Origin of the sequence: Nonomuraea aridisoli, assembly GCF_003236395.1 — a bacterium.
GTDB classification, from domain to species: Bacteria; Actinomycetota; Actinomycetes; order Streptosporangiales; family Streptosporangiaceae; genus Nonomuraea; species Nonomuraea aridisoli.
This window is the reverse complement of the sequence record NZ_POUD01000051.1, coordinates 1-24,968: the sequence shown is the minus strand read 5'-3', so window position 1 is coordinate 24,968 and position 24,968 is coordinate 1. Positions and strand designations below refer to the sequence as shown.

At 72.3% G+C, this 24,968-nt stretch carries 26 protein-coding genes and 2 pseudogenes; 11 read left to right on the top strand and 17 right to left on the bottom strand.

Annotated elements, in window-relative coordinates; all coding sequences use genetic code 11:
• Window positions 1-185: 185 nt before the first annotated feature.
• The gene (locus tag C1J01_RS14880; RefSeq protein ID WP_111179551.1) at window positions 186-2,318 is read left to right on the top strand and encodes an alpha-galactosidase; all 2,133 of its coding nucleotides are present in this window, start codon (window positions 186-188) and stop codon (window positions 2,316-2,318) included.
• Window positions 2,319-2,336: 18 nt separating this feature from the next.
• Here the strand turns inward: C1J01_RS14880 and C1J01_RS14875 are convergent, their stop codons facing one another.
• Window positions 2,337-2,876, bottom strand: coding sequence for a dihydrofolate reductase family protein (locus C1J01_RS14875; protein ID WP_111179550.1), 540 nt, complete (start codon window positions 2,874-2,876; stop codon window positions 2,337-2,339).
• Window positions 2,877-3,179: 303 nt separating this feature from the next.
• Here C1J01_RS14875 and C1J01_RS14870 point away from each other — a divergent pair, with 303 nt between their 5' ends.
• Genes C1J01_RS14870 through C1J01_RS14860 form a run of 3 tightly spaced genes read left to right on the top strand, consistent with a single transcriptional unit; the run spans window position 3,180 to window position 5,232 of the window.
• Complete coding sequence (locus C1J01_RS14870; RefSeq protein WP_111179549.1) at window positions 3,180-4,010, top strand: glycerophosphodiester phosphodiesterase; 831 nt, start codon at window positions 3,180-3,182, stop codon at window positions 4,008-4,010.
• A 41-nt stretch (window positions 4,011-4,051) separates the two neighbouring features.
• Entirely contained in the window at window positions 4,052-4,468 is a 417-nt protein-coding gene (locus C1J01_RS14865; RefSeq protein WP_235854450.1) for a helix-turn-helix domain-containing protein, read from the top strand.
• On the top strand, window positions 4,456-5,232 hold the full coding sequence (locus C1J01_RS14860) for an endonuclease/exonuclease/phosphatase family protein (RefSeq protein ID WP_111179547.1): 777 nt from the start codon (window positions 4,456-4,458) through the stop codon (window positions 5,230-5,232). Before C1J01_RS14865 ends, C1J01_RS14860 begins: the two co-directional genes overlap by 13 nt.
• 46 nt (window positions 5,233-5,278) lie before the next feature.
• On the opposite strand, the gene C1J01_RS14855 is transcribed toward C1J01_RS14860, so the two are convergent.
• Both C1J01_RS14855 and C1J01_RS49840 read right to left on the bottom strand, forming a co-directional pair.
• Window positions 5,279-5,683 (bottom strand): DUF7144 family membrane protein, encoded by a 405-nt coding sequence (locus C1J01_RS14855; protein WP_111179546.1) that lies wholly within the window; start codon window positions 5,681-5,683, stop codon window positions 5,279-5,281.
• Window positions 5,684-5,884: 201 nt separating this feature from the next.
• Complete coding sequence (locus C1J01_RS49840; protein WP_181448753.1) at window positions 5,885-6,385, bottom strand: hypothetical protein; 501 nt, start codon at window positions 6,383-6,385, stop codon at window positions 5,885-5,887.
• Between the two features lie 210 nt (window positions 6,386-6,595).
• Here C1J01_RS49840 and C1J01_RS14840 point away from each other — a divergent pair, with 210 nt between their 5' ends.
• The 3 genes from C1J01_RS14840 (at window position 6,596) to C1J01_RS14830 (ending at window position 8,850) form a co-directional block, all read left to right on the top strand.
• On the top strand, window positions 6,596-7,576 hold the full coding sequence (locus C1J01_RS14840) for a DUF2804 domain-containing protein (RefSeq protein ID WP_111179544.1): 981 nt from the start codon (window positions 6,596-6,598) through the stop codon (window positions 7,574-7,576).
• Between the two features lie 60 nt (window positions 7,577-7,636).
• Window positions 7,637-8,230, top strand: coding sequence for a hypothetical protein (locus C1J01_RS14835; protein WP_438943118.1), 594 nt, complete (start codon window positions 7,637-7,639; stop codon window positions 8,228-8,230).
• Window positions 8,231-8,319: 89 nt separating this feature from the next.
• Window positions 8,320-8,850 carry a hypothetical protein gene (locus C1J01_RS14830; protein WP_146615594.1) on the top strand — a complete coding sequence of 177 codons (531 nt, stop codon included), beginning with the start codon at window positions 8,320-8,322 and terminating at the stop codon, window positions 8,848-8,850.
• A gap of 8 nt (window positions 8,851-8,858) precedes the next feature.
• Here the strand turns inward: C1J01_RS14830 and C1J01_RS14825 are convergent, their stop codons facing one another.
• Genes C1J01_RS14825 through C1J01_RS14795 form a run of 7 tightly spaced genes read right to left on the bottom strand, consistent with a single transcriptional unit; the run spans window position 8,859 to window position 14,258 of the window.
• Window positions 8,859-9,269: an STAS domain-containing protein gene (locus tag C1J01_RS14825; protein WP_111179541.1), complete on the bottom strand. Its 411-nt coding sequence runs from the start codon at window positions 9,267-9,269 to the stop codon at window positions 8,859-8,861.
• A 6-nt stretch (window positions 9,270-9,275) separates the two neighbouring features.
• Entirely contained in the window at window positions 9,276-10,316 is a 1,041-nt protein-coding gene (locus C1J01_RS14820; protein WP_111179540.1) for a PP2C family protein-serine/threonine phosphatase, read from the bottom strand.
• On the bottom strand, window positions 10,313-10,816 hold the full coding sequence (locus tag C1J01_RS49835) for a hypothetical protein (RefSeq protein WP_181448752.1): 504 nt from the start codon (window positions 10,814-10,816) through the stop codon (window positions 10,313-10,315). The genes C1J01_RS14820 and C1J01_RS49835 overlap by 4 nt, the downstream gene beginning before the upstream one ends.
• 10 nt (window positions 10,817-10,826) lie before the next feature.
• Window positions 10,827-11,801 carry a glycine betaine ABC transporter substrate-binding protein gene (locus C1J01_RS14810; RefSeq protein ID WP_111179539.1) on the bottom strand — a complete coding sequence of 325 codons (975 nt, stop codon included), beginning with the start codon at window positions 11,799-11,801 and terminating at the stop codon, window positions 10,827-10,829.
• Window positions 11,802-11,843: 42 nt separating this feature from the next.
• Entirely contained in the window at window positions 11,844-12,614 is a 771-nt protein-coding gene (locus tag C1J01_RS14805) for an ABC transporter permease (RefSeq protein ID WP_111179538.1), read from the bottom strand.
• Window positions 12,611-13,618 (bottom strand): ABC transporter ATP-binding protein, encoded by a 1,008-nt coding sequence (locus tag C1J01_RS14800; protein ID WP_235854449.1) that lies wholly within the window; start codon window positions 13,616-13,618, stop codon window positions 12,611-12,613. The genes C1J01_RS14805 and C1J01_RS14800 overlap by 4 nt, the downstream gene beginning before the upstream one ends.
• Entirely contained in the window at window positions 13,605-14,258 is a 654-nt protein-coding gene (locus C1J01_RS14795; protein ID WP_111179537.1) for an ABC transporter permease, read from the bottom strand. The genes C1J01_RS14800 and C1J01_RS14795 overlap by 14 nt, the downstream gene beginning before the upstream one ends.
• Before the next feature lie 125 nt (window positions 14,259-14,383).
• Here C1J01_RS14795 and C1J01_RS14790 point away from each other — a divergent pair, with 125 nt between their 5' ends.
• Window positions 14,384-15,205 (top strand): IclR family transcriptional regulator, encoded by an 822-nt coding sequence (locus C1J01_RS14790; protein ID WP_111179536.1) that lies wholly within the window; start codon window positions 14,384-14,386, stop codon window positions 15,203-15,205.
• On the opposite strand, the gene C1J01_RS14785 is transcribed toward C1J01_RS14790, so the two are convergent.
• A complete protein-coding gene (locus tag C1J01_RS14785; RefSeq protein WP_111179535.1) occupies window positions 15,178-15,678 on the bottom strand; it encodes a MarR family winged helix-turn-helix transcriptional regulator in 501 nt (166 codons plus the stop codon). The two genes, C1J01_RS14790 and C1J01_RS14785, sit on opposite strands and share 28 nt — an antisense overlap.
• Window positions 15,679-15,753: 75 nt before the next feature.
• Complete coding sequence (locus C1J01_RS14780; protein ID WP_111179534.1) at window positions 15,754-16,119, bottom strand: YHS domain-containing protein; 366 nt, start codon at window positions 16,117-16,119, stop codon at window positions 15,754-15,756.
• Between the two features lie 118 nt (window positions 16,120-16,237).
• Between C1J01_RS14780 and C1J01_RS54105 the strand changes: the two are divergent.
• Window positions 16,238-16,534 (top strand): annotated as a pseudogene (locus tag C1J01_RS54105) (prolyl aminopeptidase); the annotation flags it as partial.
• Window positions 16,535-16,712: 178 nt separating this feature from the next.
• Here C1J01_RS54105 and C1J01_RS14770 read toward each other — a convergent pair.
• Window positions 16,713-17,876: a hypothetical protein gene (locus tag C1J01_RS14770; RefSeq protein WP_111179532.1), complete on the bottom strand. Its 1,164-nt coding sequence runs from the start codon at window positions 17,874-17,876 to the stop codon at window positions 16,713-16,715.
• 144 nt (window positions 17,877-18,020) lie between these two features.
• Here C1J01_RS14770 and C1J01_RS14765 point away from each other — a divergent pair, with 144 nt between their 5' ends.
• Complete coding sequence (locus C1J01_RS14765) at window positions 18,021-19,388, top strand: alpha/beta hydrolase domain-containing protein (protein WP_146615593.1); 1,368 nt, start codon at window positions 18,021-18,023, stop codon at window positions 19,386-19,388.
• Window positions 19,389-19,429: 41 nt separating this feature from the next.
• Here C1J01_RS14765 and C1J01_RS14760 read toward each other — a convergent pair whose 3' ends face one another.
• The 4 genes from C1J01_RS14760 to C1J01_RS14745 form a co-directional block, all read right to left on the bottom strand.
• A complete protein-coding gene (locus tag C1J01_RS14760; protein WP_220039918.1) occupies window positions 19,430-20,857 on the bottom strand; it encodes an MFS transporter in 1,428 nt (475 codons plus the stop codon).
• A complete protein-coding gene (locus C1J01_RS14755) occupies window positions 20,854-21,288 on the bottom strand; it encodes a MarR family winged helix-turn-helix transcriptional regulator (protein ID WP_111179531.1) in 435 nt (144 codons plus the stop codon). Before C1J01_RS14755 ends, C1J01_RS14760 begins: the two co-directional genes overlap by 4 nt.
• Before the next feature lie 63 nt (window positions 21,289-21,351).
• The gene (locus tag C1J01_RS14750; RefSeq protein ID WP_111179530.1) at window positions 21,352-21,789 is read right to left on the bottom strand and encodes a hypothetical protein; all 438 of its coding nucleotides are present in this window, start codon (window positions 21,787-21,789) and stop codon (window positions 21,352-21,354) included.
• A gap of 130 nt (window positions 21,790-21,919) precedes the next feature.
• Window positions 21,920-24,388, bottom strand: a complete 2,469-nt coding sequence (locus tag C1J01_RS14745; RefSeq protein WP_235854451.1) for a sensor histidine kinase — start codon at window positions 24,386-24,388, stop codon at window positions 21,920-21,922.
• 279 nt (window positions 24,389-24,667) lie between these two features.
• Here C1J01_RS14745 and C1J01_RS14740 point away from each other — a divergent pair.
• Window positions 24,668-24,968, top strand: a pseudogene (locus tag C1J01_RS14740) (hypothetical protein); the annotation flags it as partial.

The window sequence follows — 24,968 nt, the reverse complement described above, 5'->3', positions numbered from 1 at the left end:
TGCGCTCTGTGAGAACACGGGGACCATTGTTCCGCCCGATTTATTCGCCCTGTCAAGTAAAGAAGTGGTCTCAATCACTCCACGCCGGAGATGTCCTGCTTGATCGGGATCGGTTCGTTGACCGGGTGCACTAATCGGGTTTAGTCTCCAGCGGCCTGATCGATCCAGCAGCGCGGGGGACGCCGATGCCTGTAACTCCTCTTGACGATCACCGGTGGGCGATCACCACGCCCGCCTCCACGTACGTCATCGCCGTGGAGATCGACCCGCTCACGGGGGAGGCCACACCACGTCAGAAGTACTGGGGACCCAGGCTGACGGCCGAGGCCGCGCGCCAGGTCGCGGCCTCCGGCGCGCGCCGGCACGTCAGCAGCTTCTCCACGCCCGCCGAGGTCGAGGAGCTGCTGCCGGTCGACGGCGGCACCCGGTGGGGCGTGCCGTCCCTGCAGGTCTCCTTCGGTCATACGCGTTCGGTGGAGCCGTCGTTCGCCGGGGCGAGCGTCCATGACGAGGGCGGCGGGGCGGAGCGGCTGGACCTGCTGCTGACCGACGCGCACCACCCGTTCGAGATCGTGCTGTCCGTGCGCGTCCGCGACGACACCGACGTCATCGAACGCTGGACCACCGTCCGGCACCGCTGCGACGCCGAGGTGACCGTCACCCGGCTGGACTCGGGCAACTGGTTCATCCCCGACGCGGCGTCGTACCGCTACAGCGGCGTCTTCGGCGCGTGGGCGGAGGAGCTGCAGCTCCAGCGGGGGCCGCTGCCGGTCGGCGAGCTGGTCTTCACCAGCCGCCAGGGCGTCACCAGCCACACGGCGAACCCGTGGGTGATGATCGACGACGGCGCGGCCACCGAGGAGCACGGCGAGGTCTGGGGCGTCGCGCTGGCCTGGAGCGGGAGCTGGCGCCTGACCACGACCCACCGGCCGGAAGGCGGCGTCTGCGTCTCGGGCGGCTTCGGTCACGACGGGCCGCGCTGGCGGCTCGCCCCGGGGGAGGAGCTGGTCTCACCGGCCGCGCTCGGCCTCTACAGCGCCGGCGGCTTCGGCGCGGCCAGCAGGTCCTGGCACGAGTACGCCCGCCGGCACGTGCTGCCCACCGCCCAGGAGGAGCGGCCGGTGCTGTACAACTCGTGGGAGGCGACCACGTTCGCCGTCACCGGGGAGCACCAGCTCCAGCTCGCCAAGATCGCCGCCGGTCTCGGCGTCGAGCTGTTCGTGATCGACGACGGCTGGTTCGGCCGCCGCGATGACGACACCACGTCGCTGGGCGACTGGTGGCCGCATCACGAGCGTTTCCCCGACGGGCTGCGCCGCCTGCTCGACGGCATCCGCGACACGGGCATGCGCGTCGGCCTGTGGGTGGAGCCGGAGAGCATCAGCCGCGACAGCGACCTGTACCGCGCGCATCCCGACTGGGCCCTGCACATGACGCACCGGCGCAGGGACGAGAAACGCGGTCAGCTCCTGCTCAACTTCGCCCGCGACGACGTCCGCGACTGGGCGTTCGGCTGGCTGGACCGGCTGGTCGCCGAGCTGGACCTCGACTACCTCAAGTGGGACATGAACCGCCCGTTCACCCAGGCGGGCTGGCCCGAACGGGAGGCGGAGCAGGACCGGGTCTGGATCGAGCACACGCGCAACGTCTACCGCGTGATGGACCTGCTGCGCGAGCGCCACCCGCGGCTGCGGATCGAGTCGTGCTCGGGCGGCGGCGGGCGCATCGACTTCGGGATCATGCGCCGTACGGACGAGGTGTGGCCGTCGGACAACACCGACGCCCGCGACCGGCAGACCGTCCAGCACGGCTTCTCGCAGCTCTACCCGGCCGGCACCATGTCGGCGTGGGTCACCGACTCGCCCAACCCCACGACCGGGCGCGCCATGCCGCTGCGCTACCGCTTCCACGTGGCGATGGCGGGCGTGCTGGGGATCGGCGGCAACCTGCCCGAGTGGACGTCCGCCGAGCTCGCCGAGGCGGCCGAGCTGATCGCCCAGTACAAGGAGATCCGCCCGGTCGTGCAGCACGGCCGCCAGTACCGCCTCGCGGGCACGCCCGGCCAGGAGCGCTCGGCGGTGCAGTACGTCCTGGACCACCGTGTCGTGGTGCTGGTCTACAACCCGCTCGGCAACGCCAAGCGCGGGCCGCGCCACCTGCGGCTCACGGGCCTCGACCCGGACGCGCTGTACGAGCGGACGAGCGACGGCTCCCGCCTGCACGGCTCCGTCCTCATGTCGGCCGGCATCCGGCCCGCCGCCTGGGAGCCGATCGGCGCGGACCACCGCAGCGAGCTGGTGGTGTTCAGGAAGGTGTAGCCGCCGGCGCCGCTCGGGTCACTTGGGCTCGTAGACGAGGACGACGATGCCCGACGCGAACCGCGTCGAGCCCGTCAGCTGCAGGTGGGTCAGGTCGAACCCGTCGAACAGGCGCTGCCCGCTCCCGGCGACGACCGGGAACATCCAGAAGTGGTACTCGTCCACGAGCCGGTGCTCCAGGAGCGTGCGGTCGAGCTCGCCGGTGCCGTACTTCAGGAGGTCGCCGCCCGGCTGCTCCTTGAGCCGGGCGACCTCCGCGGCGACGTCGCCCTGGATGATCGTGGCGTTCCACGTCGCCTCCGTCAGCGTGGTCGAGGCGACGTACTTCGGCAGGGCGTTCATCGCGGCGGCGTCCTTGTCGCCGGCCGCCTCCATCGCGGGCCACGCCTGGGCGAACGCCTCGTACGTCACCCGGCCGAGCAGGAGGGCACCGGAGCGGGCGAACAACGCGTTCCCGTACGCGGTGTGCTCGTCATCCCAGTACGGCGACCCCCACTTGTGCGGCTGGTCGATGACGCCGTCCAAGGTGACGAAGGTGGACTCGATGAGCTTGCGCATGGATGCCTCTCTCGGGGTGTGAGTTCGGGGCTCACACTAAGGTTCGAGAAAGCGTTGTGGGCGGATTTCTCGCCCAGATCCGGCGAATTACTTCTGGCTGGTGCGTAAGCCCAGAAAGGGATGCCAAAACTCGCCCGGGGGCGCCAAGGCGTTCTCTCGTGATGACCAAAGTCCGCTCAGAAATGTCCCGACACGCCGGTCGAAAACGGTCATTGGTCGCTCTTGTGGGCACTTTTCTGCGTAACTCGACATAAGACGCGCGCGTCGGGGTCGGGTCGGCATGGATCTAACCGGGGGAGGAACATGTACCGCCTGCTCGGCGCCGTCGTCGTCACCGCCACCATGGCCTCCTTGGCCGGCCCCGCGTGGGCCGCGCCAGAGGACGTCGAGGTCATCGCACACCGGGGCGGCTCCGCCTACGCCCCCGAGAACACGCTCGCCGCCTGCGCGCTGGCCAGGGCCCAGCAGGCCGACATGTGCGAGTTCGACGTACAGCAGACCAAGGACCGCAGACTGGTCCTCATGCACGACGAGACGCTGGCGCGCACCACCAACGTCGAACAGGTCTTCCCGGACCGTTCTCCGTGGCGGATCTCCGACTTCACGCTCGCCGAGATCCGGCGGCTCGACGCCGGGTCGTGGTTCTCCTCGCGCTACCGGGGCGAGCGCGTGCCCACCCTCAGGGAGGCGATCGACCTGCTCGGCGGCGGCGGCACCGGGCTGCTGCTGGAGATCAAGCACCCGCCGGGCAGCCCGGACATCGACCGCCAGGTCGCCGCCGAGCTGCAGGAGACCCGCGACCAGTGGCGCGGCAAGCCGCTGGCGGTGCACTCGTTCGACTGGCGGGCGATGCGGGTGCTGCACGGCATGGTGCCCGACGTCCCGATCCTGGTGCTCGGCAAGTCGGCCATGGAGCAGCTGCCCAACCTGGCCGGCTACGTCAAGGGCGTCACGCTGCCGCAGCGCGGCGTCAGCGCCGAGTACGTCCGCGAGCTGCACGGCAAGGGCATGCGCGTCTACGTCATCGCCGGCGGCCGCAAGCCGGTCATCCGCCGCCTGATGTCGTACGGCGTCGACGGCATCATGACCAAGAGGCCCGACCGGGTGGCCTCGGTGAAGTGGGGCGGCCACTGAGCGACCCCCTGCTCGTTCGCCGTCCAAGGCAGGATGTCCCCATGAAGTCAAGCGATCTCATGGGGATCGGGGAACTCGCCGGCCAGTTCGGTCTCGCGCCGCACGTGCTGCGCCACTGGGAGGCCATGGGGCTGCTGACGCCCGCGGCCCGGGTGAGCGGCCGCCGCCGCTACACCCGCGACCACGCCGTACGCGTCATGACGATCCTGCGCGCGAAGGCGGCGGGGATGAGCCTGGAGCAGATCAGGGAGATCCTGGACGTCTCCGGCGGCGCCGAACGCCGCGCCCTCCTGCGCCGCCACCACGAGGGCCTGGAACGCCGCCTCCAGGAGCTCACGGCCTCCAAGACGCTGATCGAGCACGTCATGCGGTGCACGGCCGACGACTTCACCCGATGCCCCGGCTACCGCCGCATGGTGGAGTCCGGCGACCTCCGTGAGGGCGGATGCGTGATCTGAGCGCGCCGGCCGTCGCCCGCTTCCGCCGCCCGCGGCCGCCGGGCGTCCTGCGGGTGGTGTCCTTCAACGTGCACCACGGCGTGGGCGCCGACGGCCGGCTCGACCTGGAGCGCATCGCCCGCGTCGTCGAGACCGCGGACGTCGCCTGTCTGCAGGAGGTCGACCGGCACTGGTCCGAGCGCAGCGGCTTCGCCGACCAGGCGTCCTGGCTGGCCGGGCGGCTGCGCGCCCGCCTGGTGTACGGCGCCAACCTCCACCGCGACCCGCCCGCCCCCGGCCGCCCGCGCCGCAGGTACGGCACCGCGATCCTGACCCGCCATCCCGTCCTGGAAGAGGACATCACCTGGCTGCCCCGTCGTCCGGGACACGAGCAGCGCGGCCTGCTGCGCGCGCTGGTGGCCGTGCGCGGGGTGCGCGTCCAGGTCTTCACCACCCACCTGCAGAACGACGACGCGGGCGAGCGCCTCGACCAGGCCCGCGCGATCGGGCCGCTGGTCGCCTCCCGCGCCGGCCCGGTCGTGCTCACCGGCGACCTCAACGCCGGGCCCGGCACGCCCGAGGTCGGGGCGCTCACCGAGGTCCTGGCCGACGTCTGGCCGAGGGCGGGGCAGGGCGACGGGCGTACGTGCCCGGCGGGCGGGCCGGGCGCGCGCATCGACTACGTGTTCACCTCGCCCGGCGTCGCGGTCGCCGCGGCCGCGGTCGTCCCCTGTGACGCCTCCGACCACCTTCCGGTCTTCGCGGACCTGCGGGTGGGCACATGAAGAGCCGCCCCACAGGCCGTGGGGCGGCTCTCCGGCGCGGTACGGGTCAGTCCGCTCTGGCCTCGCGTCCGTGGACGATGATCGCGTACAGCACGAGCACGTCGATCGCGATGACGGCGAGGGACCACCAGGGATTGACGGCGATCCAGGTGAGCTGGGTCAGGGCGTTCAGCATGACGAGGACGGCCCCCACCACCCTGGCCCAGGTCTGGCCGGTCATGACGGCGATGCCGGTGGCCAGGATGAGCACGCCCAGGATGAGGTGGAGCCAGCCCCATGTGCTGATGTCGAAGAGCAGGAGCCGGGAGGGCGTCGCCACGTAGACGCGCTCGGCGAAGATCGCCGCGAGTCCCGTGATGATGTTGAAGAGCCCGGCCAGGATCATCATCATGCCGCCGAACCAGACCCAGCCGACCCAGCCGGTGACCTGTCGGGCGTGGTGGTAGGCCATCGAAGAACCTCCCCGTGAGTTCCGGTCTCCGGCGATGTGCCGTCGCCGGGGTTCGGAGACGACGGGCCCGGTGCCGCGGTGTCAGCGGTGCCGGGCCTCGGTCGAGGTGTCCCTCCGTTGATCCCCCGCCTGCCCTACCGAAAACGACATAAGGGATATATGTCGATATATAGGTACGAATTGCCGGTGGTTTTGCCGGTGTCACTTGGACAGGTAGAGCGTCTTCCAGGTGCCCGCGTACTGGCAGGTGAGAGACGGCCGGGAGGTGGCCTCGGAGCAGACCTTGAGCTCGACCTGGTAGACGTCGCGGTAGGTGAAGGTGTACCGCTTGGCGTCGCGGTGGGAGCAGTCGCGGACGCTGTGCAGCCTGTTGGGCAGGTTCGAGCCGTCGCGGTAGGTGATGCGGAAGACGGCCCAGCCGCAGGCGCTGCGGCGCGTCTGGTCGTACAGCAGGCCGGTGACCTTCACGGTGTCGGCGGTGGGCAGGTCGGCGTGGTCCTCGCCCCGCGCGGTGAGCGTGCCGAGGGTCTTGGCGGCCCGGCCGGGCGCGTAGTAGGGGCCCCAGACCTTGGCGGAGGCGGCCTCCGACACGGCGGGCTCGGTGGTCGCCGCGGTGCTCGTGGCCGCCTGGGCGGCGGGGGCGAGCGTCACGGCGGCGGCGGTGGTGAGGGCGAGGCCGGCGAGGACGCGGCTGGTGTTCATCGGGGGGTCCTTTCCTCGGGTGGAATGCCCACATCATGAAATGGACCGATTTCAGTTGGCTTTCCGTGAATGGCGTTGGCTTTCAATCTTCTTGCGGGCGAATGACGCCATCTATATCGATCTTGGGATCGTTCCAGGGGCGGAGTACCGTTCGTTTGTGCGCATCGAGGTACTCGGCGCGATCCGGGCCTTTCAGCGCGGCGAACCGAGATGACCCACGAGCGCGAGATCACCGAGCCCGTCGACCTGTGCCTGCCCGACGGGCGGCTCGACCCGGCGGCGGTGGGCTGGACCAGGCGCCCCCTGCACCGCGCGAACCTGCGCGGGTGGGGGCGCGCCAAACGCTGGGAGTACTGGGGGATCGTCACCCCTGCTCACATCGTGGGCGTGGTCGCGTCCTCCCTCGACTACGCCGGGCTGCACGGCGTCTACGTGCTCGACCGCGCCACGGGACGGGAGACCGCCGAGGACGTCGTGGTGCCGTTCGCCCGCCACGCCGTGTTCCCGGACAGGAGCGGCACGGGCACCGCGTCGGTCCGCGGCGGCGGCGTGCGCGTCGACATCGACCAGCGCCCCGGCGGCACCTCGATCCGCGCCGTCGCGCCCGGGGTCGAGCTGGACGTGGAGGTGCCGCTGCCCGAGGGGCACGAGTCGCTCGGCGTCGTGGTGCCGTGGGGTCCCCACCTCTTCCAGTACACGGTCAAGGACGTCGGCCGCCCGGTCCGCGGCCGGCTGCGCCTGGGCGCGGAGGAGTTCACGGTGCCCGAGGGTGAGTCGCTCGCCGTGCTCGACCACGGGCGCGGCAAATGGCCGTACGCGGTCACGTGGAACTGGGCGGCCGGCAGCGGGCCCGGCCGCGCGATCCAGCTCGGCGGCACGTGGACCGACGGGACCGGCTCGACCGAGAACGCCCTCTTCGTCGAGGGGCGGCTGCACAAGATCGGTGACGAGCTGGAGTGGCACTACGACCGTACGGACTGGCTGCGGCCCTGGCGGATCCGCGGCCCGCGGGTCGAGGCCGATTTCCAGCCGTTCCACGAGCACGCGTCCCGGACGGAGCTCGGCGTGGTCGGCAGTGAGACGCACCAGTGCTTCGGCCACTTCACCGGCCGCGCCCGCGCCGACGACGGCGCCTGGATCTCCCTGGACGGCCTGACCGGGTGGGCCGAAGAGGCCCGCAACCGCTGGTGACCGCCAGGCACGCGGTGCGGGATGGTTCCGGTGGCGTGCGATGATCATCGCGTGATCGTCATGGACGCCGTCCTGGAGACGTACGACGCGGAGGGTTTCACCGCGTGGCCGATCGCCGAGCCGCCGGACGACCGCATCCTCGCCCTCTCCGGCGGCCTGACCCCGGCCGAGGTGGGCACCGCGATGGCGGTCATCGTCGCGTACGCCGGCTTCCCCGCCGAGCCCGTCGCCGACCTGCACCTCACTCTCGACCGGCACCTGGTCGAGGCGGAGTGCCTCATCGCCCCGGGTGGCGTGCGCGTCACGGACACCGTCACCGGCGCCCGCATCCTCCCCGGCTGCTGCTGCGGCCTGGAGAGCTGGCGCGAGTGGGCCGACGTGCTGCACGGGGAGAGCCCCTGGCTGGGGCACGGTCCCGACACCGACCTGGAGCACACCGGCGAGGCCGTACGACTCCGGCAGGAGCCGTCGCACCAGGTGGAGCTCCCGCTCGCCGACCTGCCGGGCCTGCTGTCGGACGTCCACGCGGGCCTGCGGGGTTTCCTGGAGCTGGTCGGCGCCTGGGCGGGCGAGACCTGCCCGCGCGCCGCCGGCCGTCTCGTCGCCGTTCTCGACGAGAGCTTCCACGTCACCGGCTCGCTCGACCTCGGCTGAGCGCGGGACCGGTCCCGTGACGGTGGCCGCAGACTGCTGCTTGACGTGTGAGGACGTCGTTCGGGGTGTACGGAGAACGGGGAGTTTCCATGGGGGATCAGCCGGTCGTTCGGGCGGGTGTGGTGGCGGTGTGCCTGGTGCTGGCCGGTTGCGGGTCCGGCGCAGAGGATCCGTTCGGGGCGCCGGAGACGCCCTCCGTCTCCTCGACCCCTCTCGAGCTTGAGACGCCGCCGGACCCGGAAACGCCGACCGCTCCCGAGACGCCGCCGGACCCCGAGGACCTGTCCGAGCCTGAGCGTTCCTCCGCCGCGGAGCCGCCGCAGGGCGCGGGCCTGCTGCGGGCGCGGGACGGCGCACGGCTGCGGGCGTGCCGCGACGCCGACTGCGAGGTCGTGGTCGCCGACGGTCAGTCGGTGGAGCTGGCCCCGAGGTGGGGCCTGGGGACGGTCGAGTTCGAGGTGGAGGACGGCGCGGTGACCTTCACCTCCTTCGACGGCGGCATGATGGCGACGTTCGGCCGGCAGACCCCCAACCCGTCAGGCGTCAGCTCCATCAACGGCATCGACCTGCGCGTCCTCGCCGTGCAGGGCAGGAGAGCCGTCGTCCGGATCTCCCACTAGCCAGAAATCTACAATGTAAAGGCGCCCGCGTGGCGGCGCAGGGCGCGCAGCGCCTCGGCGAGGGACGGGCGCAGGTCCAACACCCCGTCGAGCGCCCGGTCGCGAAGGGTCTTGCGCAGCGTGAGCCCGGCGGCGTACGCCACCATCCGGCCGCCGGACGCCCGCGCGTGCCGGTCGGCGGCCAGCAGCACGGTGAGCCCGAACGAGTCGGCGGACGTCACGCCGCCGACCCCGAGGGCGACCAGCGGCGGATCGTGCAGCGACAGCGCCTGTCCCAGCCGCGCCTGCACCTGCGGGCAGGCGTCCATGTCGAGCGCCCCCGCGACCTCCACCACGACGATGCGCCGCGCCTCGTCCCCGAGGGACCCGAGGGACCCGAGGGACGGGAGGTCGTGGTCGAAACCCGGGGGAGGCGGCATGCCGGGTCACCCTGACTGCCGGTGGAGGAGGAGCATGGCGGCGTCGTCGAGCAGAGGGCCGCCGGTGTGGCGGAGGAGGTCGGCGCTCAGCGCGTCCAGGGCGGTCTGCGGGTCGCCGGTCAGGAGGAGGCCGACGCGGTCGGGCAGGGGATAGAAGGCGCCGGCGGCGTCGCGCGCCTCGATCACGCCGTCGGTGAGGAACAGGATGCGGTCGCCCTCGCGGAAGTCCGCCTGGCTGGGTTTCGGCCGTTCGGGGTGGAGGGCGCCGAGCCCGAGCGGCAGCCCCTCGGCGGGCGGCTCCAGCGCGGCGGCCGTGCCGTCGGCGCCGATCAGGTACGGCGGGGGATGGCCGTGGTTGAGCAGGGTGACGCATCCGTCCCGCACCTCGGCGACGATCGCCGTCACGAACGTCTCCCCGCCCAGCTGCCGGGCCAGGCTCGACTCCAGCCGCTCGCCGACGTCGCCCAGGTCGGCCTCGTCGTAGGCGGCCTCCCGGAACGCGCCGAGCACCCACGCGGCCGTCTCGACCGCGTCCAGTCCCTTGCCCTGCACGTCACCGATGAGCAGCCGCACCCCGTGAGGGGTGGTGACGACCTCGTACAGGTCGCCGCCGATCCGGGCGCCGGCCGCGGCCGAGGTGTAGGACAGCGCCACCCGCAGGTCGCCGGCCTTGCGCGGCACCGGGCGCAACAGCACGCGCTGCGCGGTCTCGGCCACCAGGCGGACGTCGGCCAGCTCGCGTTCGCGCCGCAGCCGCAGGTGGCCGGCGAGCATGCTCGCCCCGGTGACGCTGACGATCGTGGCGAGGCTGAGGTCGTGCTGCCAGGTGGACAGCACCCCGTTGTAGGCGCCGAGCAGGACGGCCAGCACGAGCGCGACCAGTCCGGCGAGCGCGGTGCGCCGCACGCTGCCCGTGACCGAGGCGAAGCTCGGCCCGAGCGTGAGCAGCGGGAGGAACCCCAGCGACGGGCCCGCGAGCAGGTCGGTCAGCGCCACCGCCGGCATGACGGCGAACGGCAGCCGGCGCAACGCCTGCTGACCGCTCATCGGCCACCGTCGTTCCAGCACTGCCCTCCCGCGTGAGACCCGATCATCATTGCATGATGCAAAGGAACCGGGGCGAGCCGCCGCCTATTCCCGGGCGGTCCGCGCACGGAGCTGCCGCTGACGTACACCGTGACGCGCATGCGCAGCGGCAGCGTGACCCGGCGCATCAGCGCGGTCAGCAGCAGCAGCGAGCGCAGCACCGCCAGCGGGTGCAGCAGCGGCAGCAGCACGACCAGCAGCGACGGCAGGTGCGTGACGACGAACCGCCGCTCGGCCAGCCACAGCCGGATCGCGTAGTCGGCGGCGAACAACGCCCACGCCACCTGCTGCAGGCTTTCCAGCCACGCGACGGCGTCACCCGGGAGCCGGGGCAGCACGATCGGCAGCGCCCAGCTCACCAGGAAGAGCAGGCCGACGCCGAGCAGGACCGGGTCCGTCCTGCGCTCCCAGGAGCGCAGGCGGGCCTCCCGCGCCGGCGCGGCGGGGGGTGGTGCGGCCATGGGAGCGGTGTCAGGCGTCGGAGGAGGAGCCGAGGAAGCCCTGTTCCTGCAGCCATTCGGCGGAGACCGTCGCCGGCTCCTGGCCTTCGACGTCGACGCGGGCGTTGAGCTTCTGCATGGTGGCGTCGTCCAGCTTGGCGATCACCGGCTTGAGGACCTGCTCCAGGGCCGGGTGCTGGTCGTAGGTCTCCTGCCGCACGGTCACGGCCGCGTTGTAGACCGGGAAGAACTTCTTGTCGTCCTCCAGCACCGTGAGGCCGAGCGCGGCGATGCGGCCGTCGGTGGTGAACACCTCGCCGAAGTTGCAGGTCTGCCCCTTGTCGGTCTCGGTGTAGACGACACCGGTGTCGAGCAGGGCGACGCGGTCCTTCGGAATGGTCATGTCGTACGCCTTAACCAGGCCGGGCAGGCCGTCGTCGCGGGTGGAGAACTCGGTCTCGATGCAGATCGTGACCTCCTCCGGCTTGGTCCTGGCCAGCTCGGCGACGTCGGAGAGCGTCTTGACGCCGAGCTCCGCGGCCTTCTCCGAGCGGATGGCCAGGGCGTAGGTGTTGTTCAGCGGCGTCGGGCCGATCCAGCGGATCTTGTTCTTCTCCAGGTCCTGGGTGGCGGTGGCCTTGAACTGCTCGGCGGAGTCCTGGATGGGCTCGGCGTTCTTCAGGTGCTCGATCCAGCCGGTGCCCGAGTACTCCCAGTACAGATCGATCTCGCCGGCCTCCAGGGCCTTGCGGTTGGTCACGGTGCCGCCCAGGTTGATCTTGTCGACGACCTCGGCGCCGTGCGCCTTCAACACCTGCAGGGCGATGTTGCCGAGCACGATGTTCTCGGTGAAGTCCTTGGATCCGATGACGAGCTCGGCGCCCGCCAGCTCGTCACCCGCGCTTGATACCTCGACGGCGTCACCGGATCCGCAGGCGCTCACTCCCGTCATGGTCAGTGCGGCGGCGGCGAGCAGGGCGAACGTCCGTCGGAGGGGGAAATGCATTACAAAGACACCTCTTGATAGGGGAATCGGGGGGAACGGGGGTCAGATGCCGCGCGGCTTGAGCAGGTCCTCGGCCAGGCCGCCCAGCCAGTCGATGAGGAAGGCGATGCTCGCGGTGAGCACACCGCCGACGATGGTCACGGGCATGCGGTTCAGCTTCAGCCCGTTGATGATCAGCTCGCCGTAGCCGCCCGCGGCGACGAACGCGCCCAGCGTGGCGACGCCGACGGTCAGCACGAGCGCGGTGCGCAGCCCGGCCAGGATCGCGGGCACGGCCAGCTTGAGCTCGACGCGGCGCAGCACCTGCCCGCGCGTCATGCCCATGCCGCGGGCCGCCTCGATGAGCGCCGGGTCGACCTGCTGCACGCCCACCATCGTGTTGCGCAGCACGGGCAGCACGGCGTACGCGACCAGGCCGACGAGCGCGGTCTGGAAGCCCACGCCCATGAGGAACGTGCACAGCACGAGCAGGCCGATGCAGGGCACGGCCTGGCCGAGGTTGCCGGCGGTGAGGATGACCGGCGCGACGAACCGGTTCCTGGACCGGGAGGCCAGCACGCCCAGCGGGATCGCGATGACCACGACGAGGGCGGTCGCGGCGACCGTCATCTGCAGGTGCTCGACGGTCTTGGCCAGGATGACGGTGCTGTTGAGGCTGCGCTGCTCGATGGAGTCGAGCTCGAGCGTGCCGACCCAGGCGTACAGGGCGAGCAGGACGGCGCCGACGGCGACGGGCACGATCAGGTGGCGCGGGCCGAACGGCAGGCGGCCGGGGGCGCGGACCCGTCCGGTGGCGAGGGTCTCAGCGGTCAACGGACCTCTCCCCCTGACATCACTCCTTCCGACACTTCCTTCTCCGGCCGGCTGCCCACGGCGGCGCACAGCGCGGCGTAGGTGAGCACGCCGGACGGCGTGCCGCAGCGGTCGGAGCCGTGGGCGAGCATGACGTCGAGCGCCTCGCGCAGGCTCGCGTCGCCGGTGACCTGCGGCAACGCCGCATCGGGCAGCGGGTCGGCGATCGGCACGTCGGACACCCGCACCAGCGCCAGCCGCTTGAGCGTGGCGTCCTGGCCGATGAAGCCGGCGACGTAGTCGTCGGCCGGGTCGCTCAGGATGGCGGCGGGGGTGTCGTACTGGGCGATGTGGGAGCCCTCGCGCAGGACGGCGATGCGGTCGCCCAGCTTGATGGCCTCCTCGAAGTCGTGGGTGACGAAGATGATGGTCTTGCGCAGCTGCTTCTGCAGCCGGACGAACTCGTTCTGCAGGTGCTCGCGGGTGATCGGGTCGGTGGCGCCGAACGGCTCGTCCATGAGCATCACGGGCGGGTCGGCGGCCAGGGCTCGGGCGACGCCGACGCGCTGCTGCTGCCCGCCCGACAGCTGGCGCGGGTAACGGCCGCGGAAGGTGGAAGGCTCCAGGCTGACCAGCGCGAGCAGTTCTTCGACGCGGGCGTCGATCTTGGCCTGCGGCCAGCCGAGCAGCTTGGGGACCAGGCCGATGTTCTGCGCGACGGTCAGGTGGGGGAAGAGGCCGACCTGCTGGATGGCGTAGCCGATGTGGCGGCGCAGCTCGTCGGGGTCGAGACTGAGCACGTCCTTGCCGCCGATGCGGATCTCGCCGGAGGTGGGCTCGACCAGCCGGTTGATCATCTTCATCGTGGTCGTCTTGCCGCAGCCGGACGGGCCGACGAAGACGACCAGCTCGCCGGCCGGGATGTCCATCGTGATGTTGTCGACCGCGGGGGCCGGTTGGCCCGGGTAGTGCTTGGTCAGCGCGCGCAGCTCGATGCGCACGCCGTCGGTGTCACGGTCGAACACGAAGCCCCCTCGGGGTGGTCAGGTGGCGGACGGCGAAGAAGAACAGGTCGAACAGCACGGCGATCACGACGACGCCGAGCGTCCCGGCGAGTGTGGCGTTCAGCGAGTTGACCGAGCCCAGCCGCGACAGGCCCTCGAAGATCTGGTTGCCCAGTCCCGGCCCGTCGACGAACGCGGCGATGGCGGCGATGCCGATGATCATCTGCGTGGAGATGCGGATGCCGGTCAGGATCAGCGGCCAGGCCAGCGGGAGCTGCACCTGCGCCAGCAGGCGCAGCCGGCTCAGGCCCATGCCGCGCCCCGCCTCGACGGTGGCGGCGTCCAGGCCGCGCAGCCCGGTCACGGTGTTGCGGATGATCGGCAGGAACGCGTACACGGTGAGCGAGATCAGCGTGGAGCCCCAGCCGAGCCCGGTCAGGGGGATCAGCAGGGTCATCAGCGCCAGCGAGGGGACGGTCAGGATGGCCGCCGCGGCGGCGATCGACGTCTCCCGCACCCGGGGCGAGCCGTGACCGAGGATCCCGACGCCGACTCCGATCAACGCGGCCAGGGCGATGGCGATCGCGACGACCAGGGCGTGCTCGGCGGCGGCCAGCGAGAGGGTGTCCCATCGGGAGATCACGTACTCGCCGAAACTCATTAAAGGAACCACCTTCGCTTACGCTTGCAACGGCTCGTAAACGTATGGCACCAGTTGCGTTGAGTGCAAACTTAGGTGCAGCTATCGCAACAAAACAGTGATGGTTTCGGCATGAACGGACAAGGATGAGTGACAAGCCGCCGGCGCCCTCGGCCGGCCTGCGCCGGGACATGGAGATCCTGGAAGTCCTCGCAGGTCACGGCGATGATCGGGACGCGGACGGGTTCGGCGTCAGCTGGATCGCCCAGCGGCTGGACAGGGAGAAGAGCCAGGTCTCCCGGGCGCTTCGAGCGCTCGAACTCGAAGGCATGGTGGAGCGTGACCCGGTCACGCGGCGTTACCGGCTCGGCTGGCGGTTGTTCGCGCTCGCCGCACGCACCCAGCATGCCCGGCTCGTCCGGGTGGCCGCGCCGTTCCTGCGGCGGCTGACGATCGCCTTCGACGAGGAGGCCTACCTGTGCGTGCTGCGCGGCAACCAGGTGCTGACCCTGCTGTCGATGCCGTCGTCACGGGTGTACCACCGGGTGTGGGAGGGCGTCTCCGTACCGGTCATCATGGCGGCGGCCGGGCGCGCGCTGCTCGCCGACTGGCAGGAGGAGCGGGTGCGCGAGCTGCTGCGCACCGTGCTGCCGTCCGGGCTGGACCATGCGGTCGCGGGGGAGGAGGAGTGGCTCGCCGACCTGGCCCACGTCCGCTCGGCCGGGTACGCGGTCTCCGACGTCGAGCTGGACGACAGCGCCGCCGGCGTCTCGGCGCCCGTACGCGACCACCGGGGGCTCATCACGGCGGCGATCAGCGTGGCGGTGGCGCGCACGGCCACGCAGGACCGGCTGCACGAGATGGGCGCGATCGTCGCCGAGACGGCCCGCGAGCTGTCGGCCGCGCTCGGCCTGGAGCCCGCCGCGCCCGACGCCGGCTACTACCGGTCGGGCCAGCCGAGCGGGTAGTGCGGGCTCGCGGCCGGCTCGCCGCCCGCCCGGTTGAAGGCGTTCATGGCGGAGACGAGGGCCTGGCACTCCTCGGGCGTCATGCGGGCCACGATGGCGGCGATCTCCTCGCGCCGCCGCGCGGTCACCTCGTCGACCAGCCCGTGCCCCTCGCCGGTGAGCCGCATGAGGTTCTCCCGGCGGTTGTGCGGGTTGACCTCGCGGACGATCAGCCCGGCGGCGACCAGGCGGTCGGCCATCCGCATGGCGGTGGAGCTGTTGACGCCGAGCAGGTCGGCCATGGTGACGAGCTTGGTCTCGCCGTGCGCGGCCAGCACCACCAGCATGCGGAACTGGGGGAGCGTCACCCGGTCCTGGACGGCGGCCAGCGATCGGGCGGCGATGGCGACCAGCAGCCGTGACCCGGTGAGGACCGCCGAGATGACCGCGCCGAGGTCGTCGGCGCTCACCCGGCCCGAAGGACGCTCCTGCATGGGACTGTTGTACACGCTCACGCCCGCCGGGGCGCAGGCGAGGTGCGCCGGAACGCGCCGGATCCAGGACCGGCGTCAGGGCGCGTCGCGCAGCCGCGCCGCGTGGTGGCCGCGGCAGTGGGCGCAGCAGAAGCCGTACGTCCGCCCCTCGTGCTCGAGCAGGACCGCCTCGGCGACCGGCACGGTCGCGCCGCAGACGGGATCGACCAGCATGCCCTCCGGGGCCGGCACCACCGGGCCAGGCCCGGCGAACGCGCCGCCGGCGAGCCAGACGTCCTCCTCGCGCACCACCGCGTGGCTGAGCGAGTCGAACAGCCGGGCGACGCCCGGGTCGACGCCGTCGCCCCCCACCAGCCGCAGCCCCGTCAGCCGCGCGGCCAGCGCACGGCGTGCGCCCTCGCCGAAGACGCCCTTGGGGACCAGGAGTTCGATGAACAGCATGGCGACAGCCTCCCGCGCCGGCCCCCTCCCGGTCGTCCGCCGTGGGTGCCGTCCTCCGGCTACCGCACCGGGGGTAGCGCGGGGGTCCCGTACGCCGGGCGGAGCACGGCTGGTAGGAATGCGGGCTCAGATCCCGCGAGACCGGTATCCGCCGATCGAGCCGTACGACTCCCGGATGCTCGCCGTCGGCGACGAGATCTTCTGGGAGACCTGCGGAAACCCGGCCGGCGAGCCCGCGCTGTTCCTGCACGGCGGCCCCGGGCGGCGGTTCTTCGACTCGGCCGCGTACCGGATCGTGCTGTTCGACCAGCGCAACTGCGGCCGCAGCACCCCCTTCGCCGGTGACCCGGCCGTGTCACTGGAGCGCAACACCACTCCGCACCTGGTCGCCGACATCGAGCGGTTGCGGCGGTTGTCGTCAACGGCCGCCACGACGTCAAGACGCCCCCCGAACCAGGCCTGGGACCTGCATCGGGCCTGGCCGGAGGCGGAGTTGCACATCGTCGAGGACGCCGGTCACGGCGGCTCGGAGCCCGGCATCCGCCGGCTGCTCGTCGAGGCGACCGACCGCTTCCGCGCGTCCGCCTGACCGGTCACCCGATCAGGTCGGCGGGGAGCAGCGGCTCGGTGAGCAGGCGGCGCACCCGCCGGTCGCGGTCGGGGGCGTCGAGCCAGGGGGCGAGCAGCCGCCAGCCGTGGTGGTAGCAGAAGAGGTACGGGCTCATCGCCGACGGGCGCACCTGGCCGAGCGCGAGGGCCACCTCGTCGTCGTCGTACAGTGCCCACCGCGACAGGTAGGCGGCCAGGTCGGCGTCGGAGCGGCCCTGCGCGGCGAGGAACACCGCGTTGCCCCACACCCCCCACAACACGTTCTTGACCTCGTGGATCGCGGCGAAGTCGCTGCCGTCCGGGGCGATGCCCAGCTCGGGCAGGACGTGGTCGGTCAGCCACCTCTGCGCCTCGTCGCCCGGGAAGATCAGCTGCTCGGCGTGCAGCCCGAGCCCCTCGCTGATCACGAACGGCGGCGAGAGCAACGTCCTGACCTGCCGCTCGACGCGGCCCTGGTCGTGCTCCTCCTTGAACATCGACTCCGCGATGTGCCCCGGATGCCCCTCGTGGGCGACGACGTAGAGCAGGTCGGCGACGTTGAACGGGATGCCGGCGTTGATGTGGATCTGCGAGCGGTGCCCGCCCGCGTAGTGGCCGGCGGCGTGGAACGTGGCCTCGGGCACCATCACGCATTCCACGACCTCGTCGTCCGGCAGCGGGATGATCCTTTCCGCGGTGCGCGCCCGGGTCTCGGCCACGGCCAGGTCCACCAGGTGCGGCAGCCGGTCCATGTCGCGCAGGGTGTGGGCCCGCTGCCAGGCGTGCAGCCGCTCCGCCAGCGATCCGGGGGTGCTCGGCAGCGCCGCGTCCAGCCGGTCGTGCGCCGCCGCCAGCTCCTCCTCCGGCAGCCATCGCGGGCGCAGGCCCAGCACCTGCTCGGCGTAGTCGGCCGGCGGCGGCCGCTCGCCGTCCAGGTAGCGGGCGACGGCGCGGAACGCGCGCAGGTTCGCGGCCGCGTACGGCGACGGTGCCCGCTCCAGTAACCGCTCGGCCTCCGCGGCCAGCCTGCCCGGCGGCGGCGCGCCCTGCTCGGCGGCCCGCGCCCGCCACTCCTGCGGGCCGCGGTAGATGATCGCGCCGCCCGTGGCCAGACCGCTGATGTGCAGCGCGAGGATCGCGTAGTCGCGCTCCCATCCGTGCTCGGTCATGACGACCTCCTTTCCGGCGCCAAGCTAGCCGTACGGTTTTCCGTACAGTGCACGGCCGGACTGGTGATTGTGCCGATATCCCTACGGGTGCGATGCGGCGATCATCGGGGATGGCCGGATCGTCCGGCCGGAAGGAGATCACGCATGGCGTCTCTTCCCCGCCCGTCCCGCCGGATCGCCGCCGCGGCGCTGGTGGCCGCCGGCCTGCTGCTCACCCCCGTGGAAGCCGCCGCCGGCACGGCGCCGGCGCCGATCGACGTGCCCCGCGTCGAGGGTCCGCTGCCGGGCGGCCCGCCGGGAGACCCGGCCTCGCCCGACGTCGCCGACACCTATCCCTGGCTGGCCACGGACGACGACCTGGCCGCCCGCGGTTACGTGGAGCAGGAGTTCCTCCTGTCGGGCGTGGCCGACGCCTACAGCACGACCGGTGAGCTGGTCGCCGCCGACGTGCCGTACCGGACCCGGGTCCTGGTCCGCCGCCCGGCGAGCCCCGCCGCGTTCAACGGGACCGTGCTGACCGAATGGCAGAACGTCACCGCCGGATACGACCTGGACGCGCTCTGGCACACCGACCTGATCACCCGCGCCGGGTACGCCTGGGTGGGCGTGTCCGCCCAGCGCGTGGGCGTGGACCAGCTCCGCGGGTGGAGCCCGGCCCGGTACGGCGGCCTCGACGTCACCGGCGGCGGCCGGTTCACCGCCGACCAGCTCTCCTACGACGTGTTCTCCCAGGCCGCCAAGGCGATCAGGCGGCCCGGTCAGGGGTCGCTGCTGGGACGGCTGCGCGCCGACACGGTCCTCGCGATCGGGGCCTCGCAGTCGGCCGGCCGGCTGACCGTCTACTACGACGCCGTCCTGCCCAAGATCGAGAGCGTCTTCGACGGGTACGGCCAGATCGTCGGCAGCGCCCCTGCCCGCGCCGGCGCCGAGCCGGTCTTCCAGGTGTTGTCGGAGACCGACGTGCGCTCGCCCGAGCGGCCCGCCGACACCGACCGGTTCCGCCGCTGGGAGGTGGCCGGCAGCGCCCACTCCGGGTGGTTCGGCTACGACTACCGCAGGCCGCTGCTGACCCGCGACCTGGGGGCCGCGCCCACGTACCGCTGTGACCGGCCGCCGTACAGCCGCGTGCCGCTGCACCACGTGCTGGCCGCCGCCTACGACCACCTGACCCGCTGGGCCGAACGCGGCGTCGCGCCGCCGGTCGCGCCGCCGCTGGAGTTCGCCCCGGACGGCACGAAGGCGCGCGACGAGCTGGGCCTGGCCCGCGGCGGCATCCGGCTGTCACAGGTCGCGGCGCCCACGGCGCTGAACACCGGCGACAACTCCGGTGAGAGCTTCTGCCGGCTGTTCGGCACGCACGTGCCGTTCGGTGAGGTCACGCTCGACCGGCTCTACCCGTCGCACGGCCGCTACGTCTCGACGGTGGCACGCGCAGACGCCCGCAACGTCAAGGCCGGCTACGTGCTCCCGGCCGACGCCCGCCAGAACCTCCTCGACGCCGCCCGCCGGTGACCCACCGCCTCGCCGGGTGCGGGCCCGCACCCGGCGAGGCGTCAACGCTCAGGGGTCGTGGCTTTGCCCAGGTGGCCGACGCGGCGCAACGACCGGTCGGCCAGGGTGACGACGAGGAACACCGCGGACACGCCGACCAGCAGCCAGGCGAGCTCGTGCAGCCCGGCCGTGGTGGCTCCGTGCCGGTAGAAGGCGGCGTTCGCGGCCGAGGCGGCCAGCGCGCCCAGGTACATGAACGTCCGCAGCAGCCCGGCGGAGGACCCCATGCGGGCGGGGTCGGCCTGCGCGTAGAGGGCGTTCTGGTTCGCCAGGCCGTTGAGTCCCTGCGGGACGCCGATGACCGTGGCGATCAGCACCAGCGCCCAGATCGGCGTCTGCGGCCCGATCAGCAGCATCAGCGCGGTCCCCGCGACCTGCACGAGGCTGCCGGCCAGCAGCTTGCCGCGCACCTCCGCGCGGCGCCCGGTGATGGCCGTGACCAGGATCGCCGCCGCCGACATGGGCAGCAGGACCATGCCCGCCGCCGACGGGCTGAGCGAGCGCCCCTCCTCCAGCCACTGCGTGAACCCGAACATGAAGGCGTAGGAGGTGACGAAGGCCAGGAACTGGCGGACGTACGTGGTCAGCAGCGGCAGGTTCCCGGCCAGCACCCGCAGGTCCAGGAACGGCGAGGCGGTGCGCAGCTCGCGGACGACGAAGGCGGCGCCCACGGCGGTCAGGACCACCAGCAGGGGCAGGCGCGTCACCTCGGGGCCCATCAGGACGAACATGAACGCGGTGAGCGTCCCGGCGAACAGCGCCATGCCCGCGACGTCGATGCGCTCCGACCGCGCGGCGCTCAGATCCGTGCCCACGGCGGACGCGCGCGGCAGGTACAGCGTGCCCAGGACGAGGCAGGCCACCGACAACGGCACGTTGACCGCGAAGATCAGATGCCAGCCCCCCGCGCCGACCAGCAGCCCGCCCAGCGGCGGCCCGAGCACGGAGACCACCTGGTTCGAGATCGACAACGCGGCCAGCACCCCGCTGGGGCTGCGCAGCCCCGTCCGGTCCGATTCGCTGCGCAGCAGGAACATCGACGCCGGATAGGCGGCCGACGTGCCGAACCCGAGCAGCACCCGCGAGACGATCAGCACCCACAACTCGGGCGCCAGCACGCCGATCAGTCCGGCCACGCCGACCAGGGCGGTGCCGGTCAGGTAGAGCAGGCGCGGGCCGAAGGAGTCGACCAGCCGCCCGATGACGGGCTGTCCGACGGCGGTGGCCAGGTAGAGGCCGGTGATGAGCCACGCGGTCTGCGACGGGGACGCGCCGAAGTCCCGGCCGATCGGGATGAGCGCCACCGCGAGCATCGAGGAGTTGATCGGGTTGAGCACGGAGCCGAGGATCATCGGCGTGATCAGCCGGCGGTCGAACCCTCCTCCGGTGGCGGGCCGTCGCCGGGCGCGGAACAGGGCCGAGAGCGTCATGAGTGCGCCACGTCGTCCAGCACGCCCATCACCTCGATGACGGCGCGCAGTTGCTCGTCGGTGCAGTGTTCGCGCAGGGTGCGGGCCAGCCACTGCTCGCGGGCGCGCCGGTCGCCGATGCGGCGTTCGCGTCCGCCTGCGGTCAGGGTGACAAGCTGGCGGCGGCCGTCGCGCGGGTCGGGGTGGCGTTCCACCAGCCCGGCCAGCTCCAGCGTCACGACGATCTTCGCCATGGACTGCGGGCGTACGCGCTCGGCGACGGCCAGGTCGCTGGCCGAGGCCGGCCCCTCCTTGTCGAGCCGGGCCAGCACGGAGGCCTGTGCCGGGGTGAGGTCGCCCTCGACGGTGAGGTCCTTGACCCTGCGCCGCAGGCGGCTGAACACCACCCAGACGTCACCGGCCGCACGGGTCGCGAGGTCTTGATCGCCCATACGTTCAACGCTAGAACTCTTCAGTCCAGACTGCACAGTTTGGACTGCCTAATGTGTGATTTATCACCTTACTGTGGTACTCGTTCCCGAACGCGAAGTTCGTCCTGAGCGGGAGCGGGAGCGGGAGCGGGAGCCGGAACGGAAACGGGAACGACCGGCGGGGGAGCCGGCAGGAGCCGGGGCAGCCCGGCGCCCACCAAGCCCGCCCACGGCGAACACCCCCAGCCTCACCAGGTCCGAACGGCCGAACGTCAGCGTCCCCAGCGTGTTGACCAGGAACCCGGTGGTGAAGCACCAGGCCGTCACCGCCGTCGCCAGACCGGCCGGCAGGCTCCGCGCCCGCGCCGCGAACGCCGTCACCACGGCGGCCATCACCCACACGCGCGCCCGCGTCCCCGGGACGGCCGCCGCGACGACGGCGCACTTGAGGACCGTCACGGCGAACCCGCCCGCGACCAGCAGCCCGGCCGGCGGCCTGCCGTCCCGAAGCCCTGAAGCCATGATGAGCGCCCTTCCACGTCACGAAGCCGTCACCCCCCATCCAAGCTCCAGCGACGTGCGCGAACGCCGATCCCTACGACACTCGTACGCGACCGGGACGTATCCTGACACCCCCTTGACGGGCGGGCCGTCAGGGACGGGAGCTGACCGGCATCGAGACGATCATCGTGAGCCCGCCGCCCGGCGTCTCGTGCGGTACGAGGGTGCCGCCCATCGCCTCGGTCAGCCCGCGGGACAGCGCGAGACCGAGCCCGACACCGGCGTGGGCGTCGCGGTCGCCGAGCCGCTGGAACGGCTGGAAGACCCGCTCGTACGCCTCGCGCGGGATGCCGGGACCCTGGTCGATGACCCTGATCTCGACCAGCCCGTCGCGCCGCCCCGCGGTGACCAGCACGTCGCGCCCGGCCGGGCTGTGCCGGACGGCGTTGCTCATGAGGTTGACCAGCACGCGTTCCAGCAGGGCCGGATCGGCGTCGATCTCGGGCAGGGCGGGGGAGAAGTCGGCCTTCACCCGGCCGGCGGCCGCCCCGAGCTCGTCGATCGCGTGCGGGACGATCTCCGCCACGGAGACGGGCTCCAGCGCCAGGCCCAGCACGCCGGCCTGCAGGCGGCTCATGTCGAGCAGGTTCGCCACCAGCCGGTCGAGTCTGGCCAGCGATTCGCCGGCCGTGGCGAGCAGTTCCTCGCGGTCCTGCGGGCTCCACCGCACCTCGCGGCTGAGCAGGCTTTCGACCGCCGCCTTGGCGGCCGACAGTGGCGTGCGCAGGTCGTGGCTGACCGCGGCCAGCAGCGCGGTGCGCATCCGGTCGGCCTCCGCCAGCGGCTCGGCCCGCGCCGCCTCCTGCCGTAGCCGCTCCTGGCGCAGCGCGACGGCGGCCTCGGCGGCGAACGCCTCCAGCACCCGCCGGTCGCTGGCGTCCAACAGCCGCCCGCGCGCCGCCAGCACGAGGTTCTCGTTGATCTGCACGTCGGTGTCGGCCTGGCCCGGGCAGGTGGACGGCGGCCCGCCGGAGGTGGCGATGATCCGCCAGGCGGACGGCACGGAGGCGTCGTCGGGGGTGGGGGCGCGGCGGCGTTCGAGCAGGGCGACCGAGTCCAGCGCGAACGTCTCGCGCAGCCGGCCGAGCAGCGACGGCAGGGCGGCCTCGCCGCGCAGCACGTGACCGGCCAGCGTGGAGAGCACCTCGGCGTCGGCGCGGGCGCGCACGGCCTCCCTGGTGTGGCGGGCGGCCAGGTCCACGATCGTGCTCACCGCGGCCGCCACGAGGACGAACACCACGAGCGCGAGCACGTTCTCCGGGGCCGCGACCGTCCAGGTGTGGGTGGGCGGGGTGAAGTACCAGTTGAGCAGCAGGAACCCGCCCACCGCCGCGGTGATCGCCGGCCAGGTGCCGCCGGTCAGCGCGACGACGACGACCAGGCTGAGGAAGAGCAGGATGTCGCTGGACAGCGACAGCGTGGCGCGGAACGGCAGCAGCGCCGCGGTCAGCAGCGGCAGGCCCGCCAGCGCGATGATCCACCCGGTGACCCGGCGTCTCCTGGTGAGCGCCGCCCGCGACCGCTCCCGTGCCCTGCGGCCCTTGCGGACCTCGGGGTGCGTGACCATGTGCACGTCGATGGAGCCGGAGCGGGCGGTGGTCTCCATGCCCACGCCCCGCGCCAGGATCTGCGCGAACCGGCCCCGCCGCGACGCGCCGAGCACCAGCTGGGTGGCGTTCACGCCCCGGGCGAAGTCGAGCAGCGCGCGCGGGACGTCGTCGCCGACGACCTGGTGGTAGGTGCCGCCCATGCTCTCGACCAGCGTGCGCTGGCGGGCCAGGTTCGCGGGGTCGGCGCCGGTCAGGCCGTCGGCGCTGGTCACGTGGACGGCCAGCAGGTCGGCGCCCTTGGACCGGGAGGCGATGCGCGCCGCCCTGCGTACCAGCGTGTCGCCCTCGGGGCCGCCGGTCAGCGCCACCACCACCCGCTCGCGGGCCTCCCACGTGGTGGCGATGCCGTGCTCGGCGCGGTAGCGGTCGAGCTGCTCGTCCACCTTGCCCGCCACCCACAGCAGCGCCAGCTCGCGCAGCGCGGTCAGGTTGCCGACGCGGAAGTAGTTGGCCAGGGCCGTGTCCACCTTCTCGGCGGGATAGACGTTGCCGTGCGCCATGCGCCGCCGCAGCGCCTCCGGGGACATGTCGACCAGCTCGATCTGGTCGGCCCGCCGCACCACCTCGTCGGGCACGGTCTCCCGCTGCGGCACGCCGGTGATCTGCCGGACGACGTCGTTGAGCGACTCCAGGTGCTGGATGTTGACGGTGGAGACCACGTCGATCCCGGCGTCGAGGATCTCGTCGATGTCCTGCCAGCGCTTGGCGTTCTTCGAGCCGGGCACGTTGGTGTGGGCCAGCTCGTCGATCAGCGCCACCCCCGGCCGCCGGGCGATGACCGCCTCGACGTCGAGCTCGGTGAAGGCGACCCCGCGGTGCACGAGCGTCCTGCGCGGGATGATCTCCAGGCCCTCCAGGAGGGCCTGCGTGCGGGCGCGGCCGTGCGTCTCGACGTAGCCCACGACCACGTCCCGGCCGCGTTCCAGGCCACGGCGGCCCTCGCCCAGCATGGCGTACGTCTTGCCCACGCCGGGCGCCGCCCCGAGGTAGACCCGCAGCCTGCCGCGCACCTCAGCCCCCGCCCCAGGGGGAGGGACGCTTCCGCACGTCGCTCACTCCCCTTCGTCTTCGGTTCGTCTCCGGCCGGCCGCCAAGGACAGTTTTATCCGTCTTAACGCCATCCATACGCACCGCACCGAATCTTGACGACATCCCGATGACGCCTTCATGGCGTCATCGCGTGGCGCTCCCAGCTTGTGATGACGCCATGATGATGTCATAGTGGCGTCATGGACCTGGCACCCTATGTCGACCAACTCCGCCGTGAGCTCGCGGTCGCCGCGGGCGCGGGCGGTGACGAGGCGCGCGCGCTGGCCGAGCGCCTCGCCGCCGCCCTCGACGCCGCCACCCGGCTCGCCCTGCTGGAGGCGCTGTCCGCCGCCGCCGACGAGATCACCCGCGACCTCGCGCCCGGCTCCGTCGAGGTGCGCCTGCGCGGCCGTGACCCCGACTTCGTCGTGACACAGCCGCCGCCCGCCCGGGCGTACGAGCAGGCCGAGCAGACCGCCGCCCCCGCGCGGGAGCCCGCCC

Excerpts from the sequence above, each read along its gene's own strand:
- C1J01_RS14855 (WP_111179546.1), bottom strand. The coding sequence starts at position 5,683 with ATGGCCTACCACCACGCCCGACAGGTCACCGGCTGGGTCGGCTGGGTC.
- C1J01_RS14760 (WP_220039918.1), bottom strand. The coding sequence starts at position 20,857 with ATGACGCTCTCGGCCCTGTTCCGCGCCCGGCGACGGCCCGCCACCGGA.
- C1J01_RS14880 (WP_111179551.1), top strand. The coding sequence starts at position 186 with ATGCCTGTAACTCCTCTTGACGATCACCGGTGGGCGATCACCACGCCC.
- C1J01_RS14865 (WP_235854450.1), top strand. The coding sequence starts at position 4,052 with ATGAAGTCAAGCGATCTCATGGGGATCGGGGAACTCGCCGGCCAGTTC.
- C1J01_RS49840 (WP_181448753.1), bottom strand. The coding sequence starts at position 6,385 with ATGAACACCAGCCGCGTCCTCGCCGGCCTCGCCCTCACCACCGCCGCC.
- C1J01_RS14765 (WP_146615593.1), top strand. The coding sequence starts at position 18,021 with ATGGCGTCTCTTCCCCGCCCGTCCCGCCGGATCGCCGCCGCGGCGCTG.
- C1J01_RS14770 (WP_111179532.1), bottom strand. The coding sequence starts at position 17,876 with ATGACCGAGCACGGATGGGAGCGCGACTACGCGATCCTCGCGCTGCAC.
- C1J01_RS14825 (WP_111179541.1), bottom strand. The coding sequence starts at position 9,269 with ATGCCGCCTCCCCCGGGTTTCGACCACGACCTCCCGTCCCTCGGGTCC.
- C1J01_RS14810 (WP_111179539.1), bottom strand. The coding sequence starts at position 11,801 with ATGCATTTCCCCCTCCGACGGACGTTCGCCCTGCTCGCCGCCGCCGCA.
- C1J01_RS14875 (WP_111179550.1), bottom strand. The coding sequence starts at position 2,876 with ATGCGCAAGCTCATCGAGTCCACCTTCGTCACCTTGGACGGCGTCATC.
- C1J01_RS14870 (WP_111179549.1), top strand. The coding sequence starts at position 3,180 with ATGTACCGCCTGCTCGGCGCCGTCGTCGTCACCGCCACCATGGCCTCC.
- C1J01_RS49835 (WP_181448752.1), bottom strand. The coding sequence starts at position 10,816 with ATGGCCGCACCACCCCCCGCCGCGCCGGCGCGGGAGGCCCGCCTGCGC.
- C1J01_RS14785 (WP_111179535.1), bottom strand. The coding sequence starts at position 15,678 with ATGCAGGAGCGTCCTTCGGGCCGGGTGAGCGCCGACGACCTCGGCGCG.
- C1J01_RS14820 (WP_111179540.1), bottom strand. The coding sequence starts at position 10,316 with ATGAGCGGTCAGCAGGCGTTGCGCCGGCTGCCGTTCGCCGTCATGCCG.
- C1J01_RS14745 (WP_235854451.1), bottom strand. The coding sequence starts at position 24,388 with ATGCTGGGCGAGGGCCGCCGTGGCCTGGAACGCGGCCGGGACGTGGTC.
- C1J01_RS14795 (WP_111179537.1), bottom strand. The coding sequence starts at position 14,258 with ATGAGTTTCGGCGAGTACGTGATCTCCCGATGGGACACCCTCTCGCTG.
- C1J01_RS14780 (WP_111179534.1), bottom strand. The coding sequence starts at position 16,119 with ATGCTGTTCATCGAACTCCTGGTCCCCAAGGGCGTCTTCGGCGAGGGC.
- C1J01_RS14835 (WP_438943118.1), top strand. The coding sequence starts at position 7,637 with ATGGACGCCGTCCTGGAGACGTACGACGCGGAGGGTTTCACCGCGTGG.
- C1J01_RS14830 (WP_146615594.1), top strand. The coding sequence starts at position 8,320 with ATGGGGGATCAGCCGGTCGTTCGGGCGGGTGTGGTGGCGGTGTGCCTG.
- C1J01_RS14750 (WP_111179530.1), bottom strand. The coding sequence starts at position 21,789 with ATGGCTTCAGGGCTTCGGGACGGCAGGCCGCCGGCCGGGCTGCTGGTC.
- C1J01_RS14840 (WP_111179544.1), top strand. The coding sequence starts at position 6,596 with ATGACCCACGAGCGCGAGATCACCGAGCCCGTCGACCTGTGCCTGCCC.
- C1J01_RS14755 (WP_111179531.1), bottom strand. The coding sequence starts at position 21,288 with ATGGGCGATCAAGACCTCGCGACCCGTGCGGCCGGTGACGTCTGGGTG.
- C1J01_RS14790 (WP_111179536.1), top strand. The coding sequence starts at position 14,384 with ATGAGTGACAAGCCGCCGGCGCCCTCGGCCGGCCTGCGCCGGGACATG.
- C1J01_RS14860 (WP_111179547.1), top strand. The coding sequence starts at position 4,456 with ATGCGTGATCTGAGCGCGCCGGCCGTCGCCCGCTTCCGCCGCCCGCGG.